The organism is Achromobacter sp. 2789STDY5608621 (genome assembly GCF_001299375.1).
GTDB lineage: Bacteria > Pseudomonadota > Gammaproteobacteria > Burkholderiales > Burkholderiaceae_B > Achromobacter > Achromobacter insuavis.
In genome coordinates this window covers 14,280-35,533 of sequence record NZ_CYTU01000041.1, presented here as the reverse complement: position 1 = coordinate 35,533, position 21,254 = coordinate 14,280, and the positions used below count along the sequence as shown (strand labels likewise).

Genomic DNA, 21,254 nt, shown 5'->3' with positions numbered 1-21,254 from the left:
CCCGGCGGCGGCCGCATGCTAAATTTCCCCGCTTCACTCACCAATTTTCCGCATTTTCGCCATGCTCTCCCAGCAAGAACTCAAGCAGCAAGCCGCAGACGCCGCCCTGGAACTGGTTGAACAGGTCGCCGGCCCCGACGTCATCATCGGCGTGGGCACCGGCTCGACCGCCGATCTCTTCATCGACGGCCTGGCGCGTTTCAAGGGCCGTATCGGCGGCACCGTCGCCAGTTCCGAGCGCAGCGCCGCGCGCCTGGCCGGCCATGGCCTGAAAGTGCTGGACCTGAACGACGTGACCTCGATGCCGATCTACGTGGACGGCGCCGACGAAATCGACGCCAACCTGCACATGATCAAGGGCGGCGGCGGCGCGCAGACGCGCGAGAAGATCGTGGCCTCGGTGGCCGACCGCTTCGTCTGCATCGTCGATGAGTCCAAGCTGGTCGAGGTCATGGGCAAGTTCCCGCTGCCGATCGAGGTCATCCCGATGGCGCGCGAATCGGTGGCCCGCGCCATGGTGGCGCTGGGCGGCCAGCCGCGCCTGCGCGAAGGTTTCGTCACCGATAACGGCAACGTCATCCTGGACGTCGCCGGCCTGTCGATCACCGACGCGCCGGGCCTGGAAGCCCGCGTCAACAACCTGGCGGGCGTGGTCACCTGCGGCCTGTTCGCCATCGCCGGCGCCGACGTGGCGCTGCTGGCCACCCAGAACGGCATCCGCCGCCTGGATCGCCGCGCCTGAGTGCGGATAGCGGGCTCGGCCGCCCTTGCGGGCGGTCTGGCCGCGATTCATAATCCTGTCACACTTGGGTCATAACCTTGCGGGTTGTGCAGGCCCATACTTGAAACGCTTTCATATCGGGGCAATGCAATGAGATCAACCACGCAGGGAGCCCGGATGACGGAGCATACAAACAAGCAGTTCGACGCTGATCTGGAAAGCGTCCGTTCGCAGTTCTTGCAAATGGGCGGCGTGGTCGAAGCCATGATCCAGGAGGCCATCGACGCGCTGGCCAGCGGCGATCTGACGCTGGTTGAGAAGGTGCGCGAGCGCGAAAAGGAAGTCAATCGCCACGAAGTGGAGATCGACGAAAGCATCAGCCGCATCCTGGCCCGTCACCAGCCCACCGCGATCGACCTGCGCATGCTGATGGCCGTGTCCAAGATGCTGACCGACATGGAGCGCTCGGGTGACGAGGCCGAGAAGGTCGCCACCGTGGCGCGCCGCGTGCACGAATCCGAAATCCGCCACATCCCGGTGATCGAACTGCGCCACATGGCCTCGAACGTGCGCACCATGCTGCACCAGGCCCTGGACGCCTTCGCCCGCCTCGACCCCATCCTGGCCGCCGCCGTGGTGCGCAGCGACAAGGAAGTGGACAAGGAATGGAAGGGCGCGCTGCGCCACCTGATCACCTACATGATCGAAGACCCGCGCACCATTTCGCGCGCCATCGACATGATCTTCATCGCCCGCGCGCTCGAGCGCATCGGCGATCATGCCAAGAACATGTCCGAACGCGTGATCTACATGGTCAAGGGCGCTGACGTGCGTCACACCGGCGTCAAGAACACCGAGCGCCTGGCGCGCGGTGAAGAAGACACGCCCGAGCAGGACGACTGATCGCGAGCCGCCTCCCGGGCGGCGCGCGCGGAACGCGAAAACCCCAGGCGCCTCGCGGCGGCCTGGGGTTTTTTTCTTGTCCGGCGCGGGCATCGGCCGGGGAGGATGTGTTCTACAAGGGCAGGTCGGCGCCCTGGCACAGGCGCGGGTCCGGCACGCCGGACTTGCCTGGATTGATGCGCCCGGCCAGGCGGCGGCCGAACCGCGCCAGGCCCTGCGCGCTGACCTCCAGGTCGTACCAGCCCTCGCAGCCGGCGTACTTCAGTTCCAGCGCGCCGCCGGCCTGCACGTGCGCCATGGCGCGCCAGCCGTCGCCCATGCGCGATTCGATGTGGACCGCCTGGTGCGTGTCGCCGTGGTTGATGAGGCGCAGGCGCAGTCCCGAGGTCACCGGCACCAGTTGCGTTTCCAGCAGGCCGGCATCGCCGCGGTCGCCGCGGAAGTGGCGATGGAAGCCGTCCGGGCCCAGCAGCCACAGGTCGTAGGCGCCGTCGGCATCCAGGCGCCAGCCGTCGTCCAGCCGCGCGCCCGCGCCCACGGTGTAGCGGCGCGGCGCGTGCGCCAGCGCCCGGCGGTCGTAGACGTGCAGCACGGCGCCGACGCTGCCGGCGTTGCGGAAGGTCAGGCGGTAGTGCTCGCCGTCGGCGGTCATGCGGCCGACCGCCTCCAGCGCGTAGGGCAGGGCGCAGGCGTGGCGCACGCTGTCGGCGTGCTGCAGGGCGCGGTCGCCGGCGAAATCGAAGGCCGAGGTCAGGTCGCCGGCCACGGCGCGGCGCCAGGCGCTGATGTTGGGTTCGGCCACGCCGAAGCGGGCTTCGAGGAAGCGGATCACCGAGGTGTGGTCGAACACCTGCGAGTTGACCCAGCCGCCGCGGCTCCAGGGCGACACCACCAGCATCGGCACGCGCGGGCCCATGCCGAAGCCGCGGCCGTGCAGGGCGGGCGGGTCGTCCGGGGTGGCGGCGCTGGGGCCGTGGCGGGTGTCGTGGTATTCGCCGTCCAGCTCGATGGTGGACAGGCCGCCCGAGCGGCCGTCGGGCGCGCGAGCCGGCGGGGCGGGGGGCGGCATGTGATCGAAGAAGCAGTCGTTCTCGTCATAGGTGACGAAGAACACACAGCCGTTCCAGACCCCGGGATTGCGCGTCAGGATCTCGAGCACGCGTTCGGTGTAGGCGCCGCCCTGGCGCGGCGACGAGACCTCGGGGTGCTCGGAATCGGCGGCCGGGGCGATGATCCACGACACCTGCGGCAGCGTGCCTTGCTCGACGTCGCGGGCCAGGTCGTCCAGGGTATGGGTCGACAGGGCCCGGTCGCGCAGCGGCGCCTCGGCGGCCGTGGCGGCGTGCTGGCGGCGGTACTGCCGGAAGCCCGCCAGCGGGTTGTCGTGGAAGTTGTCCGCCATGTCCTGGTAGATGCGCCAGTCGATGCCGGCGGCCTGCAGCCGTTCCGGGTAGGTGGTCCAGCCGTAGCCCTGGTCGGCCGGGCCGAGACGGTCGAAGGTGTTGACCAGGGCCGGGCCGCCGGCGCGTCCCTGGGGATCGTTGCTGCCGGTCCACAGGAACAGGCGGTTCGGATTGGTGCCGGCCTGGATCGAACAGTGGTAGGCGTCGCACAGCGTGAAGGCGTTGGCCAGCGCCGTCTGGAACGGCACCTCGGCGGGGCGATAGGCGCCCAGGCCGAGGCGGCTCTTGGCCGCCAGCCATTGGTCCATGCGGCCGTCGTTCCAGGCGCGCTGGGCGTCATCCCAGGTGTGCGGGGTGATGTAGCCGACCGGCGTGTCGCTGGCGTACTCGGCCTGCAGCGCATAGGGACGCAGCCGCTGGGCGCCGTCGGCCTGGGTCAGCACGTCGCCGGCCGGCGTCGGCGCCGGATGCGGATCGGCAAAGCCGCGCACGCCCGGCAGGGCGCCGAAATAATGGTCGAAGGAACGGTTCTCCTGCATCAGGATGACGACGTGCCGCACGTCGTTGAGCGTGCCGGTCTTGCGGTCGGGGGCGACCGCCAGCGCGCGCCGGATGGCCCGGGGCAGGTCGGAGGAAGCGGCGGAACTCGGTTCTTCTTTCATGACGGCATTAGTACGGCCAGCAACAACGGAATCTTAAGGCAGGCGCCGGGGGCGGCTGGGCGCTCCGGCCAGAAGCGCGAAGCCCCTCGTGAACGAGGGGCTTCGCAGGCGTGCCGCGCGGGGCGGCGCGGCGGGGTCAGGCCGAGGGCGGAACGTAGCCCTGGGCTTCGACGCTGCCGTCCTCGAACAGGAAGCGTTCCATCTGCTGCTGCAGGTACTTGCGGGCGCGGGCGTCGGCCAGGTTCAGGCGGTTTTCGTTGACTAGGCGGGTCTGCACCTGCTTCCACTCTTCCCAAGCTTCCTTGGAAATGCTCTGCCAGATGCGGGTGCCGAGTTCGCCGGGGTAGGGCGGAAAATCGAGCCCTTCGGCTTCACGCTTCAATTTCACACAGTTGACGGTACGGGCCATGGTTCGCTGCCGGAAAGAATGGGTAATGCGCCATTTTAGCGGGCTTGGCGCCGGAAGGTCGCCAAGCCCCTGCGGGCACTGCGGGTAGGCCCCGGGTCAGCCCGGGGCGGCGCCGCGTTACAGCTTCTTGATGAACACCAGGCTGTTGCGCGAGCGGTTGTAGTTGTTCTGCTTTTCGCGCGGCAGGTCGGCGATGCCGCCCTGCACGAAGCCGCGTTTCATGAACCAGTGCGAGGTGCGGGTGGTCAGCACGAACAGGCGCTTGGCGCCGCTGGCGCGGGCGCGCGATTCCATGTGGCGCAGCAGGATCTCGCCTTCGCCCGAGCCCTGCCATTCGGGGTGCACGATCAGGCAGGCCATCTCGGCCATGTGATCCTCGGGGAAGTTGTGCAGCGTGGCGCAGCCGTAGATCACGCCGTCGTGCTCGAGCACGGTGAAGTTCTCGACGTCGCGTTCGATCACGCTGCGCGGACGCGGCACCAGCGTGCCGTCGGCTTCCAGCGGCTCGATCAGGCTGAGGATGGCGCCGACGTCGTCGAGCGTGGCCGGGCGCAGGTCGTCCAGCGTGTCTTCCACCACCATGGTGCCGACGCCGTCGTGGGTGAAGATCTCCAGCAGCACGCTGCCGTCCAGCGCGAACGGCACCAGGTGGGCGCGGGCCACGCCGCGCTTGACCGCCAGCGACGCGTACTGCAGGTAGGCGCCGGTTTCCTCGTCGAGCGCACCGGCGGTGAGCAGGGCGTCGGCATCGACCCGGGCCAGCTCGGTGTCGACCGAGCCGTCCTCGTTCAGCACGCCCTGGCCGCTGGACAGGAAGATCAGCTTTTCGGCGCGCAGCGCCACGGCCACGCTGGTGGCCAGGTCTTCCATGGCCAGGTTGAAGGCGTCGCCGGTGGGCGAGAAGCCCAGCGGCGACAGCAGCACCACCGAGGAACCCTTCTCGATGGCGAACTTGAGCGCGTCGACGTCGATCTTGCGCACCTGGCCGGTGTGCTTGTAGTCCACCCCGTCGAGCACGCCGGTGGGGCGCGCGGTGACGAAGTTGCCCGAAATGACGCGGATGTGCGCGTGCGACATCGGCGTGTTGGGCAGGCCCTGGCTGAAGGCGGCCTCGATGTCCAGGCGGATCTCGCCGGCGGCTTCCTTGGCGCATTCCAGCGCGGCGGCGTCGGTGGGCGCCAGGCCGCGGTCGAATTGCTGGGTGAAGCCCTTCAGGCGCAGCTGTTCATTGACCTGGGGGCGCGAGCCGTGCACCAGCACCAGCCGGATGCCCAGCGACGACAGCAGCGACAAGTCCTGCACCAGCGTGTTCAGCGCCCCGGCCTGCACCAATTCACCGCCAAACGCCACCACGAAGGTCTTGCCTCGGAACGCGTGCACGTAGGGCGCCACGTCTCGGAACCATCGGACGAACTGGGCAGGGGCGAATTCGGGGGCTTCAAGGGCGGAGACGGTGTCTGGTTCCAGGTCGGGCATGATGGGTGGGGGTGTTCCTGAGAGTGGCAACAACGCGGCGAGGGCCGCGTCAACGCGCCGTCACGGGACGGCGTGGCGAAATTATATGGCCGCGGGGCGTTTATATAATAGGCAGCTAACCGGACAAATCGTACATGCCAGAATCCTCCCGCCCGCGGCCGCCCGTGCCGGCCGACGGGCCGACCCGTGCCCCCGGCAAGCCGCGCGCCGACGCCGCGGCCCCGGCGGCCCGCCAGGCGCCCCGCCCCGAGCGGCCCATTCCCGCCGTGACCTACCCCGAGGACCTGCCCGTCAGCGCGCGGCGCCAGGAAATCGCGCGCGCCATCGCCGGCCATCAGGTGGTCATCGTCAGCGGCGAGACCGGCTCGGGCAAGACCACCCAGCTGCCCAAGATCTGCCTGGAACTGGGCCGTGGCCGCCAGAAGATGATCGGCCACACCCAGCCGCGGCGGCTGGCCGCCACCTCGGTGGCCAAGCGCATCGCCGAGGAACTGAACACGCCGATGGGCGAGGTGGTGGGCTACCAGGTGCGCTTCAACGACCGCACCGGCCCCAATGCGTCGATCAAGCTGATGACCGACGGCATCTTGCTGGCCGAGTCGCAGCGCGATCCGCTGCTGCGCCGCTACGACACCATCATCATCGACGAGGCGCACGAACGCAGCCTCAACATCGACTTCCTGCTGGGCTATCTCAAGCAGCTGCTGCCGCGCCGGCCTGACCTGAAAGTCATCATCACCTCGGCCACCATCGACGCCGAGCGCTTCGCCCGCCATTTCGCCGCGTCCGAGGACAAGCCGGCGCCGGTGATCGAGGTCTCGGGCCGGCTGTACCCGGTCGAGGTGCGCTACCGCCCGGTGCGCGAGGAAGCCGAGGAAGCGGCCGCGCCGGCCAAGCCGGGCCGCGACCGCGAGCGCATGTCGGGCGACGAGGAGCGCGACCTGATCGACGCCATCGTCGACGCGGTCGACGAATGCGCCCGCCACGGCCCCGGCGACGTGCTGGTGTTCCTGCCGGGCGAGCGCGAGATCCGCGAATCGGCCGAGGCGCTGCGCAAGCGCCACCCGGCCGGCACCGAGGTGCTGCCGCTGTACGCGCGCCTGTCGCAGGCCGAGCAGGAACAGATCTTCCACCCGCGCGGCAACGCGCGCCGCATCGTGCTGGCCACCAACGTGGCGGAAACCTCGCTGACGGTGCCCGGCATCCGCTTCGTGGTCGACAGCGGCCTGGCGCGCGTCAAGCGCTATTCCTGGCGCAACAAGGTCGAGCAGCTGCGCATCGAGCCGATCAGCCGCGCCTCGGCCAACCAGCGCGCCGGCCGTTGCGGCCGGGTCGGCCCGGGCCTTTGCATCCGCCTCTACGACGAAGCCGACTTCAACGCCCGCGCCGCTTTCACCGACCCCGAGGTGCTGCGTTCCTCGCTGGCCTCGGTGATCCTGCGGATGAAGTCGCTCAAGCTGGACGACATCGAGCAGTTCCCGTTCGTCGAGGCCCCGCCCGGGCGCGCGGTGGCCGACGGCTACCACCTGCTGCAGGAGCTGGGCGCGATCGAGCTGGCCGCCGCCGACGAGGGCGACGACGCCAGCCGCACCGGCGCCTCGTTCGTCCTGACCCAGACCGGCCACGAACTGGCCAAGCTGCCGGTGGACCCGCGCATCGGCCGCATGATCCTGGCGGCGCGCGAGCACCAGTGCCTGGCCGAGATGCTGATCATCGCCTCGGCGCTGTCGGTGCAGGACGCGCGCGACCGGCCCATGCAGGAACGCGAGGCGGCCGAGGCCGCGCACGCCAAGTTCGCCGACGACAAGTCCGAATTCATTTCCTTCCTCAAGCTGTGGCGCTGGTACGGCGAGCAGGTGCAGCACAAGGCCTCGCAGCGCAAGCTGGTGGGCCTGCTGCGGCAGAACTTCCTGTCGCCCATCCGGCTGCGCGAATGGCACGACGTCCACACCCAGCTGGCCGCCCTGGTGGGCGAGCAAGGCTGGCGCGTCAACCAGCTCGAGGCCACCTACGAACAGCTGCACATGGCGCTGCTGTCGGGCCTGTTGGGCAACATCGGCTTCAAGAGCGACGAGGGCGGCCATTACCAGGGCGCCCGCGAGATCCGCTTCCACATCCATCCGGGCTCGCGCCTGGTGAAGAAGGCCGGGCGCTGGATCGTCGCCGCCGAGCTGGTCGAGACCACCCGGCTGTACGCGCGCTGCGTGGCGCGCATCGACCCGGTCTGGCTGGAAAAGGTCGGCGCCCACCTGATCCGCAAGAACTGGTCCGACCCGCGCTGGGAGAAGAAGGCCGGCCAGGTGGTGGCCAACGAACGCGCCACGCTCTACGGCCTGACCATCTACACCGGCCGCCGCATCCAGTACGGCCGGGTCCATCCGCGCGAGGCGCGCGAGCTCTTCATCCGCCAGGCGCTGGTGCCGGGCGAGATCGACACGCGCCTGGCCTTCGTGGCCCACAACCGCAAGCTGATCGCCGGCATCGAGAAACTGGAGCACCAGACCCGCCGCCCCGACATCCTGGTCGACGACGAGCTGATCTACGCTTTCTACGACCGCCAGCTGCCAGCCGACATCTCGCAGACCGCGACCCTCGAAAAATGGGTCAACGGGCTCGACAAGGCCGCCGCCGCCAAGCTGCTGCTGATGCGCGACGAGCTGATGCGGCACGAGGCCGCCGGCGTCACCACCGACGTCTTTCCCAAGAAGGTCGAGTGGCAGGGCGTGTCGATGGCGCTGGACTACCACTTCGAGCCCGGTTCGCCGCGCGACGGCGTGACGCTGTCGGTGCCGCTGTTCGCCCTGAACCAGATCGATCCGGCGCGCTGCGAATGGCTGGTGCCCGGCATGCTCAAGGAAAAGGCGCACCTGCTGCTCAAGTCGCTGCCGCAGAAGCTGCGCCGCCACTGCGTGCCGCTGCCCGACTACGCGGCCGGCTTCTACGACCGCTGGTTCGAGCGCCTGGGCGACCCCCAGACGGGCCTGGTGGACGCCCTGATCGCCGACATGTGGGATCAGGTGCAAGTGCGTCCGGCCGCCGCCGACTTCAAGCTCGAAACGCTGCCGGCGCACCTGTTCATGAACTTCCGCGTGGTTGACGAGCACGGCCGCATGCTGGCCGCCGGCCGCAACCTGGCGCAGCTGCGCGCCGAGTTCGGCAAGCAGGCCCAGGCCACCTTCCAGCAACTGGCCGCCAGCGACACCCAGGTGGCGCAGGCGCTGGCGCACGAGAACCTGACCGCCTGGACCTTCGGTCCGCTGCCGGAAATCATGGAGATCAAGCGCCGCGGCCAGTCGGTCATCGGCTACCCGGCGCTGGTCGACCGTGGCGCGCATTGCGACCTGGACGTGTTCGACGACCCGGACGAGGCCCGCAAGGCGCACCGCGCCGGCCTGCTCAAGCTGTTCCGGCTGGGCCTGCGCGAGCAGGTCAAGTTCCTGGAAAAGAACCTGGCCGACCTGACCAAGATCAGCATGCTCTACATGACGCTGGGCACGCAGGAGGAACTGCGCGACCAGATCATCGACTGCGCCCTGGGCCAGGCCTGCCTGGCCGAGCCCTGGCCGGTCAATGAACAGCAGTTCGAGGCGCGCCGGGCCGAGGGCAAGGGCCGGCTGGGCCTGCTGGCCCAGGAAGTGGCGCGCCTGGCGGGCGCCGTGCTGACCGAGTACGCGGCCCTGCAGCGCAAGCTGCCGCAGGCCAAGCCGCACGCCGCGGCCTACGCCGACCTGCAGCAGCAGCTGGGGGCGCTGATGCCCAAGTGGTTCATCCGCGATACGCCGTACGCCCAGCTGTCGCATTTCCCCCGCTACCTGAAGGCGGCGGTGGCGCGCATCGACAAGCTGCGCGCCGATCCGGGCCGCGACGCCAAGCTGGTGGCCGAGATGGCGCCGCTCGTGACCCAGTACCAGCGCGCCCGCTCGGCCCTGAAGGGGGCGCCCGACCCCCGCCTGGACGAGTTCCGCTGGCTGCTGGAGGAGCTGCGGGTGGCCTTGTTCGCGCAGGAATTGCGCACGCCGATGCCGGTATCGGTCAAGCGGCTGATGAAAAGCTGGGAGTCCCTGCAGCGCTGATGCGCGGGTCCGGGCGAGGCGGGCCGCGGCCGTCTCGCCCGAGGGATGCGGGGCGGCGCGAGCCGTCCCGTATTACACCCAGATTTCAGTCGTTTTCTGTTCAGTGACGCGTCATCTGGTTATGCTTCAATGCGCGGGCCTTCACCCCGCTCCCTGGAGCATTGCCGACATGTTCGAGCTCTTCAGCACCCGGACGCGCCCGTCCTCGTCGTCCCGCTCCTCGCCCAACCGCTGGGACTGGGCGCTTCTTCCCTTGGTGCTGGTGGTGCTGGCCGCGATGGCCTACGGCGCCTCGCAGATGAGCCGCCCCTTTGCCGTCGGCGAAGAGCTGCCGATCTCGCTGGATCCGGTCTACCTGCCGTACTACCTGCTGCGCACCATTCTGCGGATGTTCACGGCGCTGGCCTTCTCGCTGCTGTTCAGCTTCATCTTCGCCGCCATCGCGGCCAAGTTCCGCACCGCCGAAAAAGCCATGATCCCGATGCTGGACATCCTCCAGTCGGTGCCCATCCTGGGTTTCCAGGCCATCGCCATCGCGCCCTTCATCGCGCTGTTTCCCGGCAATCTGCTGGGGGTCGAGTGCGCGGCGATCTTCGCCATCTTCACCTCGCAGGCCTGGAACATGGCGTTCAGCCTGTACCAGTCGATGCGCACCGTGCCGGCCGAACTGAACGAGGCCGCGCGCGTGTTCCGGCTGTCCGGCTGGCAGCGCTTCTGGCGCCTGGAACTGCCGTACGCCACCCCGGGCCTGCTGTGGAACATGATGATGTCCATGTCCGGCGGCTGGTTCTTCCTGGTGGCGGCCGAGGCCATCTCGGTGGCCGGGCAGGACATCAAGCTGCCCGGCATCGGCTCGTACATCGCGGTGGCCATCGACGCCGAGGACGGCCGCGCCATCGCCTGGGCCATCGGCGCCATGATGGCCGGCATCCTGCTCTACGACCAATTGTTCTTCCGGCCGCTGCTGGCCTGGGCCGACAAGTTCCGCTTCGAGGAATCGCAGGCCGACGTGGCGCAGCAGTCCTGGCTGCTGGACTGGACCCGCCGCAGCCGCTGGATGCAGGCGCTGTCCAATATGTTCTGGGCGCAGATGCGGCGCGCGCTGGGCTGGTTCAGCGTGTCGTACGACGGCACCTCGATCCGGGCCCGTGCCAAGGCGCCAGACCCGCGCTGGACCCGGGTCTGGGATGCGCTGTTGGCCGCCGGCGCGCTGCTGGCCACCTACAAGCTGGTCGTCTTCGTGCACGCGGAGGTGGGCTGGAGCGAAGTGCTGCACGTGATCGGCCTGGGCGGCATCACGCTGTTGCGGGTGATGGTGCTGATCGGGCTGGCGTCGCTGATCTGGGTGCCGATCGCGGTCTGGATCGGCCTGCGGCCCAAGTATTCGCAGCGGGTGCAGGCAGTGGCGCAGTTCCTGGCGGCATTCCCGGTCAACCTGCTGTTCCCGGCGGTGGTGTTCGTGATGGTGGCGTTGAAGCTCAGCCCCAACATCTGGCTCAGCCCGCTGATCATCTTCGGCACCCAGTGGTACATCCTCTTCAACGTGGTGGCCGGCGCCTCGACCATTCCGAACGAACTGCGCCTGGCCGCCAGCAACCTCGGCCTGAAGGGCTGGCTGCTGTGGCGCCGGGTCTACCTGCCGGCCGTCTTCCCCAGCTTCATCACCGGCGCCATCACGGCCAGCGGCGGCTCCTGGAACGCCAGCATCGTGGCCGAGTACGTGTCCTGGGGCAATACCTCGCTGATGGCCGATGGCCTGGGCAGCTACATCAAGCAGATGACCGAGCAGGGCGATTTCCACCGCATCGCGCTCGGCATCGGCGTCATGAGCATTTTCGTCATGCTGTTGAACCGGTTTTTCTGGCGCAAACTGTATTTGCTGGCCGAAGACCGCGGCCGGTAGGAGTCTTCATGAATTCCAATTTCCTGATCGAACTGCACGATGTCGGCAAGTCGTTCCGCGCCGCCGACGGCACTGCCCGCAACGTGCTGGAACACGTGGACTTCATCCTGCACGAAGGCGAGATCGTGGCCCTGCTGGGCAAGTCCGGCTCGGGCAAGTCGACCCTGTTGCGCATCATGGCGGGCCTGGTCAATGCCGACCAGGGCACCGTCACCTACCGCGGCCAGCCGGTGTACGGCCCGGCGGCGGGCATCGCCATGGTGTTCCAGTCGTTCGCGCTGTTCCCGTGGCTGACCGCGCAGCAGAACGTCGAGCTGGGGCTGGAAGCCCAGGGCGTGGCGCCGGCCGAACGCGCCAAGCGCGCCGACGCGGTGCTCGACCTGATGGGCCTGGGCGGGTTCGGCGGCGCCTTGCCGCGCGAACTGTCCGGCGGCATGCGCCAGCGCGTCGGCATCGCCCGCGCGCTGGTCATGAACCCGGACGTGCTGCTGATGGACGAAGCCTTCTCGGCGCTGGACGTGCTGACCGGCGAAACGCTGCGCGACGACATGCTGGAACTGTGGGACGAGAGCCGCATCTCGACCAAGGGCATCCTGATCGTCTCGCACAACATCGAGGAAGCGGTCATGATGGCCGACCGCATCATCGTGTTCTCCAGCGATCCGGGCCGCATCCGCAGCCAGGTGCAGATCGGCCTGCCGCGGCCGCGCAACGCCGATTCGCCGCAGGTGCGGGCGCTGATCGACGAGGTCTACGCGCTGATGACGCAGCGCCCGGCGCACGACGTGCCGACGCCGCGCCAGCAGGGCCTGGGCTACCGCTTTCCGCAGACCGAAGTCGAGCGCATGGAAGGCGTGCTGGACGTGCTGGCCGAGGCGCCGTTCAATGGCCGCGCCGACCTGCCCAAGCTGGCCGAGGAAGCCGAGATCTCGGACGACGACCTGCTGCCGGCCTGCGAAGCGCTGGGTCTGTTCGGACTGGCCCAGATCGACAAGGGCGACATCTTCCTGACGCCGCTGGGCCAGCGCTACGTGCAGGCCGACCAGGGCCAGAAGCAGGCCATCTTCGGCCGCCAGCTGCTGGCGCACGTGCCGCTGGCCGCGCACATCCGCCACAGCCTGGAGCAGGAACCCGCCGGCGAGTTGCCGGAAAAGAACTTCCTGGATTCGCTGGAGGAGTTCCTCAAGCCCGACGAAGCCGAGCGCGTGCTGAAGATCGCGGTGGAATGGGGCCGCTATGGCGAGATCTACGGCTATGACTACCACACCGGCCTGTTGACCTTGCCGGAACGCGACGCGGGGTAGGGTGGGGAACGGCGGGCCGTCCGGCCCGCCGTGGTGGCGTGATGACCGCGCGATCCGCGCGGTCGGCCCGATCACAGGGCGATGAAGCCCGCGATCACCAGGATGATCAGGCCGTACTTGGTGGCCTTGTAGACATTGCGGTTCCAGGCCTTGAAGGCCTTGCGCTTCTGGTCGATGACCCAGTGCGCGTGGGTCAGCTTGTTGATGGCGCCGGTCTGGTCGCCGCCGTCGTTGGGCGAGCTGGCCGCCGACATCACCACCCGGCCGAACCAGCGGTTGAAGGCCTCGGCCCAGCCCCACTTGAGCGGCCGCTCGACGTCGCAGAACAGGATGATGCGGTTCTGGTCGGTGTGGTTGTAGGCCTCGTGCACGTAGGTCTCGTCGAACACCACGCTCTCGCCGTCGCGCCAGCTGTAGGTTTCGCCGTCGACGATGATGTGGCAGCCGTTGTCGTTGGGCGTGGCCAGGCCCAGGTGGTAGCGCAGCGACCCGGCGAACGGATCGCGGTGGGCGTTGAGCTTGCCGCCCGGCGGCAGCTCGGCGAACATGGCCGCCTTGACCTTGGGCAGCGTCTTCAGGATGGCCACCGTCTTGGGGCACAGTTCCTCGGCCGACGGGTGGCGGGCGTCATACCACTTCAGGTAGAAGCGCTTCCAGCCGTACTTGAAGAACGAATTGAAGCCGATGTCGTTGTGGCTGTCGGCAGCCTTGATGCGGCGCATCTCGGCCATCTGCAGGGCCTCGTCGCGGATCGTCTCCCAGTTGTCGTCCAGCACTTTGAGCTCGGCGATCTCGCTGGTGGTCAGGTAGGGGGTCGACGGCACGCGCGAGCTCAGCACCATGAAGGCGTTGACCGGCGCGAGCAGCACCGAGTGGTCCAGCAGTTGCCGGCCCAGCGGCAGCTTGACGCGGCCACGGAAGTGCGCGAACAGGATGGCGGCGAGCCAGATCCCGGGAATCAGCCATTTCATACGTAAATCTCGTCCTGCGGCAGGTGAGTCAGGTCCAACCGCCTATTGTTACACAGGGGCGCCCGGCGGGCGGCGGCCGAATCGGCCAAAGGGCGGTTTTCGGTCTTCCGACTAGGTACAATTCTTCCTATGTCCGAAGCCGTAACAAACCCGTCCCCATTTGTTCACCTGCGTGTCCACTCCGAATTCTCGGTGGTGGACGGCATCGTGCGCATCCCCGACCTCATCAAGCGCGTCGCGAAGCTGGGCCAGCCGGCCGTCGCGCTGACCGATCTGTCGAACTTGTTCGGCCTGATCAAGTTCTACAAGGGCGCGCGCGGCGCGGGCATCAAGCCCATCGCCGGCTGCGACGTCTGGCTCAGCAACGACGAGGATCCGGCCAAGCCATTCCGCGTGCTGCTGCTGGTGCGCAACCACCAGGGCTACCTGAACCTGTGCGAACTGCTGTCGCGCTCGTTCCTGACCAATCAGGGCAAGGGCCGCGCCGAGATCCGCCGTGAATGGCTGCAGGGCCAGGACGGCCTGATCGTGCTGTCGGGCGGGCGCGGCGGCGACGTCGGCCAGGCGCTGGACGCCGGCAACGCCGTCTCGGCGCTGGCGCTGGCGCGCCAGTGGGCGCACCTGTTCCCGGGCAGCTACTACATCGAGCTGCAACGCGCCGGCATGGACGGCGACGAAGCCTACACCCAGGCCGCCATGCGCCTGGCGGCCGAGGCCGGCCTGCCAGTGGTGGCCACGCACCCGGTGCAGTTCCTGGACGAATACGAATTCCAGGCGCACGAGGCCCGCGTCTGCATCGCCGAAGGCGAGATCCTGGCCAACCCGCGCCGCGTGCGCCGCTTCACCAAAGAGCAGTACCTGCTCAGTTCCGAGGAAATGGCGCGCCGCTTCGCCGACGTGCCTTCGGCGCTGGCCAACACGGTCGAGATCGCCAAGCGCTGCAACCTCAGCCTGGTGCTGGGCAAGCCGCGCCTGCCGAATTTCCCCACGCCCGACGGCGTGTCGCTGGACGACTACCTGGTGCAGCTGTCCGAAGAGGGCCTGGAAAAGCGCATGGCCTTCCTGTTCCCGGACGAGGCCGAGCGCGCATCCAAGCGCGAGCAGTACTACGAGCGCCTGCGCTGGGAATGCAAGACCATCATCCAGATGGGCTTCCCGGGCTACTTCCTGATCGTGCAGGACTTCATCAACTGGGGCAAGAACAACGGCGTGCCGGTCGGCCCGGGCCGGGGCTCGGGCGCCGGTTCGCTGGTCGCGTACGCGCTCGGCATCACCGACCTGGATCCGATCCGCTACGACTTGCTGTTCGAGCGATTCCTGAATCCCGAGCGGGTCTCGATGCCCGACTTCGATATCGACTTCTGCCAGGACAACCGCGAACGGGTCATCGACTACGTCAAGGAAAAGTACGGCCGCGCCGCCGTGAGCCAGATCGCCACCTTCGGCACGCTGGGCGCCAAGGCCGTGGTGCGCGACGCCGGCCGCGTGCTGGACATGCCCTACATGTTCTGCGACGGCCTGTCCAAGCTGATCCCGTTCAACCCGATGGATCCGTGGTCGCTCGAACGCACCCTGAAAGACGAGCCGGCCTTCAAGGACCGCTACGAGCAGGAAGAGGAAGTGCGCGCGCTGGTCGACCTGGCCAAGCCGCTCGAAGGGCTGACCCGCAACATCGGCATGCACGCCGGCGGCGTGCTGATCGCGCCCGGCAAGCTCACCGACTTCTGCCCGCTGTATTGCCAGGCGGGGCAGGAGAACAGCGCGGTGTCGCAGTTCGACAAGGACGACGTCGAAGCCGCCGGCCTGGTCAAGTTCGACTTCCTGGGCCTACGCAACCTGACCATCCTGGACTGGGCCGTGCGCTACGTGCGCCAGTTCAACGCCGACAAGCGCGACTTCGACGTCATGGCGCTGGCGCTGGACGATCCGGCCGCCTACAAGATCTTGTGCGACGCCAACACCACCGCGGTGTTCCAGCTGGAATCGCGCGGCATGAAGGAGCTGCTCAAGAAGCTGCGGCCCAACACCTTCGAAGACATCATCGCCATGCTGGCCCTGTACCGTCCGGGGCCGCTGGAATCGGGCATGGTGGACGACTTCGTCAACCGCAAGCACGGCCGCGCCGCGGTGGACTACTTCCACAACGATCTGGAGAGCACGCTCAAGAGCACCTACGGGGTCATCGTCTACCAGGAACAGGTGATGCTGATCTCGCAGATCATCGGCGGCTACTCGCTGGGCGGCGCCGACCTGCTGCGCCGCGCCATGGGCAAGAAAAAGCCCGAGGAAATGGCCAAGCACCGCGAGCTGTTCGAGCAGGGCGCCAAGGAAAAGGGCCACGACCCCGACCTGGCGGTCAAGCTGTTCGACCTGATGGAGAAGTTCGCGGGCTACGGCTTCAACAAGTCGCACTCGGCCGCATACGCGCTGATCTCTTACCAGACCGCCTGGCTCAAGGCCTACCACCCGACCGAGTTCCTGGCCGCCACCATGTCCTCCGACATGGACGACACCGACAAGGTCCAGATCTTCTGCCGTGACGCCCAGGACAACGGCGTCGAGGTGCTGCCGCCCGACGTCAACTTCTCGGGCTACCGCTTCGAGCCGGTGGCCGACCGGTACACCGAAAAGGGCAAGCCGCCGCGCACCATGCGCTACGGCCTGGGGGCGGTCAAGGGCACCGGCCAGGGCGCGGTCGAGGACATCCTGCGCGCCCGCAAGGAAGGCGGCCCGTTCCAGAACCTGTTCGACTTCTGCCGCCGCGTCAGCAAGCACGCGGTCAACCGCCGCACCATCGAGGCCCTGATCAAGGCTGGCGCGTTCGACACCATCGAACCCAACCGCGCCGCCATGCTGGCCTCGGTGCCGACCGCCATGGAAGCGGCCGAGCAGGCCGCCCGCAGCGCCAACCAGTCCTCGCTGTTCGGCGACGACAGCAGCGACGTGGTGGCCGGCGAACTGGCCAAGGTCGCGCCGTGGGACCTGCACAAGAAGCTGACCGAGGAAAAATCGGCGCTGGGCTACTACTACAGCGGCCACCTGTTCGACGCCTGGCGCGACGAAGTGCGCCAGATCGTGCCGATGCAGCTGGCGCGGGTCGAGCCGCAGCGCGACCTGCAATGGATGTGCGGGGTGCTGGCCAGCGTGCGCGTCATGATGACCCGGCGCGGCAAGATGGTGTTCGCGGTGCTGGACGACGGCACCGCGCAGGTCGAGATCTCGGTCTTCAACGAGCTCTACGAAAAGCATCGCAACCGCCTGCGCGAAGACCAGCTGGTCATCGTCCAGGGCAAGGTCAGCAACGATGACTACTCGGGCGGCATGCGCATCGTCGCCGAGCAGCTCTATGACCTGCAGCTGGCGCGCGAGGCGCGCGCCAAGTCGCTGCGCGTCAAGCTCAACGGCGGCGCCGACGCCGCGCGCCTGCGCCAGATGCTCAACCCGTTCCGCGCCGAGCCCGAGAACGGCATCCCCGGCGTGCCGGTGGACATCGTCTACACCAAGAACAATTTTCTCTGCACGGTGCGGCTGGGCGAGGAATGGCGCGTACGCATGGCCGACACGCTGCTCGAGAACCTGAACGCCTGGACCAAGCCGAACGGCGTGGAGGTCACGTACTGATGCGCATCGTCCACTCGGAAGCCGCCACCAGTTTCGGCGGCCAGGAAGGCCGTATCTTCAAGGAGATGAACGCCATGCGCGCGCGTGGCCATCACCTGGAAGCCATCTGCCAGCCGAACGCGCTGCTGGCCGAGCGCCTGTCGGACGCCGGCTTCACCGTCCACACGCTGGAGATGGACGGGCCGGTCAATTACCTGAAGGGCGTCGCCACCATCCGCCGCATCCTGCGCGAGGGCCGTTTCGACGTGCTCAATACCCACAGCCGGCGCGACACCGTGATCGCCGCGGCCGCCGGCCGCCTGGCGGGCACGCCGCTGATCGTGCGCACCCGCCACCTGTCCAACAAGGTCGGCTCGCTCTGGTCGTACACGCGCCTGCCGCATCGCGTCACCACCGTCAGCGATCACGTGCGCGAGCACCTGATCGAGCGCGGCGTGCCGGCCGACCGCGTCGCTACGGTCTATTCGCCCATCGTGCTGCCGCCGCCGGTCGAGCATTCGACCCTGCGCGAGGAGCTCGGGCTGGCGCCGGACGACCTGGTGGTCGGCTGTGTCGCCGTGATGCGCGCCACCAAGGGCCACAAGGACCTGATCGACGCCATCGCGCCGCTGATGGCGACCCGGCCCAAGCTGCACCTGGTGTTCGTGGGCGGCGGCTCGCCGGTGTTCGAGCAGACCCAGGCCTATGTGGCGGAACGCGGCCTGTCCGACCGCATCCACCTGATGGGCACGCGCCGCGACGTGCCCAACCTGCTGGCCGGCTGCGACCTGTTCGCGCTGGCGACCCAGCAGGAGGCGTCCGGCACCGTCTACGTCGAAGCGCAGGCCAGCGGCCTGCCGGTCATCGGCACCGACGTCGGCGGCGTGTCCGAGATGTTCCGCAACGGTGAAACCGGCATCCTGGTGCCGCCCAAGGACCCGGCCGCGCTCACCGCCGCGCTCGAAAGACTGATCGACGACGCCGCGCTGCGCCAGCGCATGGGCGAGGCCGGCCGCAAGATGGTCTGGGAAGAGGGCGTGTTCTCGCCCGCCCGCCTGGCCGAGACCACCGAGGCCGTCTACACCCGCTGGCTGGCGGAGCGGCGTCGATGAACGCGCCCAACGTCCCGGTGCTGATGTACCACCACGTCACGCCGGCCGGCGGCATGATCAACGCCATGCCCGACGTGTTCGAGGCCCAGATCGCGCGCCTGGCGCGCGCCGGCTACCAGTCGCTGTCGACCGATCAGTTCGCCGCCTATCTGGCCGGCGCGCCGGCGCCCGAGCGCTCGGTGCTGATCACCTTCGACGACGGCTATCTCAACAACTGGGTCCACGCCCATCCGGTGCTGGCGCGCCACGGCATGCGCGCCGTGCTGTTCACCATCACCGGCTGGATCGGCGACGGGCCGGTGCGCCCGCACGCCGGCCAGGGCCTGCCGCTGCCGGCCACGCCCGACCATGACGCCAGCAAGAAGCTGATCGCCGAAGGCCGCGCCGACGACGTCATGCTGCGCTGGAGCGAAATCGAGGCGATGCGCGCCGCCGGCACCTTCGAATTCCATTCGCATACCCATACCCACACGCGCTGGGACAAGGTCTGCGGCGCCGACGTCGACGCCAAGCGCGCCCACATCGCCCAGGAACTGGCCGATTCGCGCGAGACGCTGACGCGCCGGCTGGGGCAGGCCAGCGACCACCTCTGCTGGCCGCAGGGCTATTTCGACGCCGACTACGTGGCGGCCGCCCGCCAGGCCGGGTTCCGCCACCTGTACACGACCGACCCGTTCGGCCAGAATGCGCCCGGCGCCGATCCCGGGCACATCTACCGCTTCGCGGTCCGCAACCAGGGCGGCAGCTGGCTCAACCGGCGCATCTGGCTGTCGCGCGATCCCTTCTGGGGGCCGCGCTATCACGCCTGGAAAGCCTGGAAAAAGCGTCTTAGGAATCGCGGATGAAGTTATCAGTCATTGTCATCACCAAGAACGAAGCGGCCAACATCGCCGACTGCCTCAAGTCGGTCGCCTTCGCCGACGAGCTCATCGTGGTGGATTCGGGCAGCACCGACGGCACGGTCGAGCTGGCGCGGGCCCTGGGGGCGCGGGTCGAAGTGACGGCCGACTGGCCCGGGTTCGGCCCGCAGAAGAACCGCGCGCTCGACCTGGCCACCGGCGACTGGGTGCTGTCGATCGACGCCGACGAGCGCGTCACGCCCGAACTGGCCCGCGAGATCCAGGCCACCCTCGCCGCGCCGCGCGGCGACGCCTACGAGATCGCCCGCCTGTCGAACTTCTGCGGCCGCGACATCCGCCACAGCGGCTGGTGGCCCGATTACGTGCTGCGCCTGTTCAAGCGCGGCGCCGCGCGTTTCAACGACGTGGTGGTGCACGAACGCGTGGTGCCGGCCGACGGCCGCGCGCCGCTGCGGCTCGAAGGCCACTTCCAGCATTACCCGTACGACAACCTGGACGCGCTGATCACCAAGATCAACCGCTACTCGTCCGACGCCGCCGCCATGATGTACGCCAAGGGCCGCCGCACTTCCGTGCTCGGCGCGCTTGGCCACAGCTTCTGGACCTTCGTGCGCATCTACCTGATCCGGCGCGGCTTTCTCGACGGCCGCCATGGCCTGGTGCTGGCGGTGACAGCCGCCTCGGGCAGTTTCTTCCGCTACTCGAAGCTGATGTTCCTGGCCGAGAAGAACAAGTGAGAATCCTCTACACCAACTTCCACGCCAACAACGGCGGGGGGCACGTCACCTACATCATCAACCTGGCGCGCGCCCTGGCCGCCGAGCACCAGATCACGGTCGCCGCGCCCGCCACCAGCCGCCTGTACCGCTACGCCAAGGCGATCCCGGGCGTGACCGTGGTGGAAATGCGCTACACCACGCGGCCGTCGTCCTGGTTCAAGGACCGCGCGCGGCTGCGCCGCCTGATCAAGGACGGCCGCTTCGACATCATCCACGCCAACGGCTCGGCCGACCACAAGCAGGTGATGCTGGCGACGCTGGCCATGCCGCGCCGCCCGCGCATCGTCTTCACCAAGCACAACGACCATCCGGTCGCCAGCTTCGGCCACAAGCTGCGCGTGGCGCTGGCCACCGACCACAGCATCGCGGTCAGCGACTACATCCATGGCCTGCTGGCGGCCTCGCCCTACGGCAAGCGGCCCATCACCACCATCCGGCACGGCATCGACACGCGCTTTTTCGCGCCGCCGCCGCCCGACAGCCTGGACAAGCTGCGCGAAATCTTCTTCGGCCCGGACTGGCGCGGCAAACTGCTGCTGGGCAGCGCCGGCGGCACCGACTACGACAAGGGCTGGCTCGACCTGGTGGCCGCCGTGGCGGCGCTGCCGCCGGGCGACCGCGAGCGCGTGCTGCTGCTGGTGGCCGGCGACCCGCCGTCCGAGGCCAAGCTCGATCGCGTGCGCGAGCTTGGCATGATCGACCAGGTGCGTTTCCCCGGCCTGCTCGATGACGTGCGCGCGGCGCTGGCCTCGTGCCACGCCGGCTTCGTGCTGTCGTACCGCGAGGCGCTGTCGTTCGCCTGCCGCGAGATCATGGGCCTGGGCCTGCCGGCGCTGGTGACCGACGCCGGCGGCCTGCCCGAGAACGTGACCGACGGCGTCGACGGCTGGATCGTGCCGGTGCGCGACGTGGCCGCCATGACCGCGCGCCTGCGCCTCATGCTGGATGACCCGGCGCAGGTGCGGACCATGGGGGCGAACGCCCGCCAGACCGCCGAGCGCGACTTCAACCTGGCGCGTTTCGCGCAAGCCACGGTCGACGTCTACCAACGTACATTGGGCGGACACTGAGCCTCTAT

14 protein-coding genes are annotated in these 21,254 nt (G+C 68.4%); 10 read left to right on the top strand and 4 right to left on the bottom strand.

Annotated features, from left to right (window positions below):
- Nucleotides 1-61: 61 nt before the first annotated feature.
- Together rpiA and phoU are read left to right on the top strand one after the other, a co-directional pair.
- On the top strand, nt 62-742 hold the full coding sequence (gene rpiA / locus AOZ53_RS26400; protein ID WP_054461217.1) for a ribose-5-phosphate isomerase RpiA: 681 nt from the start codon (nt 62-64) through the stop codon (nt 740-742).
- A 156-nt stretch (nt 743-898) separates the two neighbouring features.
- Nucleotides 899-1,624 carry a phosphate signaling complex protein PhoU gene (gene phoU / locus AOZ53_RS26395; protein WP_006393885.1) on the top strand — a complete coding sequence of 242 codons (726 nt, stop codon included), beginning with the start codon at nt 899-901 and terminating at the stop codon, nt 1,622-1,624.
- 112 nt (nt 1,625-1,736) lie between these two features.
- On the opposite strand, the gene AOZ53_RS26390 is transcribed toward phoU, so the two are convergent.
- The 3 genes from AOZ53_RS26390 to argA all read right to left on the bottom strand — a co-directional run bounded on the left by AOZ53_RS26390 (nt 1,737) and on the right by argA (nt 5,574).
- On the bottom strand, nt 1,737-3,689 hold the full coding sequence (locus AOZ53_RS26390; protein ID WP_054490017.1) for a phosphocholine-specific phospholipase C: 1,953 nt from the start codon (nt 3,687-3,689) through the stop codon (nt 1,737-1,739).
- A gap of 136 nt (nt 3,690-3,825) precedes the next feature.
- Entirely contained in the window at nt 3,826-4,098 is a 273-nt protein-coding gene (locus AOZ53_RS26385) for an oxidative damage protection protein (protein ID WP_006384045.1), read from the bottom strand.
- A gap of 117 nt (nt 4,099-4,215) precedes the next feature.
- A complete protein-coding gene (argA, locus tag AOZ53_RS26380; RefSeq protein ID WP_054478577.1) occupies nt 4,216-5,574 on the bottom strand; it encodes an amino-acid N-acetyltransferase in 1,359 nt (452 codons plus the stop codon).
- Nucleotides 5,575-5,708: 134 nt separating this feature from the next.
- Between argA and hrpA the strand changes: the two genes are divergently transcribed.
- The 3 genes from hrpA to AOZ53_RS26365 all read left to right on the top strand — a co-directional run bounded on the left by hrpA (nt 5,709) and on the right by AOZ53_RS26365 (nt 12,854).
- Entirely contained in the window at nt 5,709-9,647 is a 3,939-nt protein-coding gene (gene hrpA, locus AOZ53_RS26375; RefSeq protein ID WP_231690692.1) for an ATP-dependent RNA helicase HrpA, read from the top strand.
- Between the two features lie 169 nt (nt 9,648-9,816).
- Entirely contained in the window at nt 9,817-11,550 is a 1,734-nt protein-coding gene (locus AOZ53_RS26370; protein ID WP_054434392.1) for an ABC transporter permease, read from the top strand.
- A gap of 8 nt (nt 11,551-11,558) precedes the next feature.
- Entirely contained in the window at nt 11,559-12,854 is a 1,296-nt protein-coding gene (locus AOZ53_RS26365; protein ID WP_054434394.1) for an ABC transporter ATP-binding protein, read from the top strand.
- 71 nt (nt 12,855-12,925) lie between these two features.
- On the opposite strand, the gene lpxO is transcribed toward AOZ53_RS26365, so the two are convergent.
- Nucleotides 12,926-13,825, bottom strand: a complete 900-nt coding sequence (gene lpxO, locus AOZ53_RS26360; protein ID WP_054434396.1) for a lipid A hydroxylase LpxO — start codon at nt 13,823-13,825, stop codon at nt 12,926-12,928.
- Nucleotides 13,826-13,954: 129 nt separating this feature from the next.
- Between lpxO and dnaE the strand changes: the two genes are divergently transcribed.
- Genes dnaE through AOZ53_RS26335 form a run of 5 tightly spaced genes read left to right on the top strand, consistent with a single transcriptional unit; the run spans nt 13,955 to nt 21,246 of the window.
- Nucleotides 13,955-17,446: a DNA polymerase III subunit alpha gene (dnaE, locus tag AOZ53_RS26355; protein WP_054434398.1), complete on the top strand. Its 3,492-nt coding sequence runs from the start codon at nt 13,955-13,957 to the stop codon at nt 17,444-17,446.
- Nucleotides 17,446-18,537 carry a glycosyltransferase family 4 protein gene (locus AOZ53_RS26350; protein WP_054434400.1) on the top strand — a complete coding sequence of 364 codons (1,092 nt, stop codon included), beginning with the start codon at nt 17,446-17,448 and terminating at the stop codon, nt 18,535-18,537. The genes dnaE and AOZ53_RS26350 overlap by 1 nt, the downstream gene beginning before the upstream one ends.
- Nucleotides 18,534-19,382 carry a polysaccharide deacetylase family protein gene (locus tag AOZ53_RS26345; protein ID WP_054434402.1) on the top strand — a complete coding sequence of 283 codons (849 nt, stop codon included), beginning with the start codon at nt 18,534-18,536 and terminating at the stop codon, nt 19,380-19,382. The genes AOZ53_RS26350 and AOZ53_RS26345 overlap by 4 nt, the downstream gene beginning before the upstream one ends.
- Entirely contained in the window at nt 19,379-20,134 is a 756-nt protein-coding gene (locus AOZ53_RS26340; protein ID WP_054434403.1) for a glycosyltransferase family 2 protein, read from the top strand. Before AOZ53_RS26345 ends, AOZ53_RS26340 begins: the two co-directional genes overlap by 4 nt.
- Entirely contained in the window at nt 20,131-21,246 is a 1,116-nt protein-coding gene (locus AOZ53_RS26335) for a glycosyltransferase family 4 protein (protein ID WP_054434405.1), read from the top strand. The genes AOZ53_RS26340 and AOZ53_RS26335 overlap by 4 nt, the downstream gene beginning before the upstream one ends.
- The last annotated feature ends 8 nt before the right edge of the window (nt 21,247-21,254 follow it).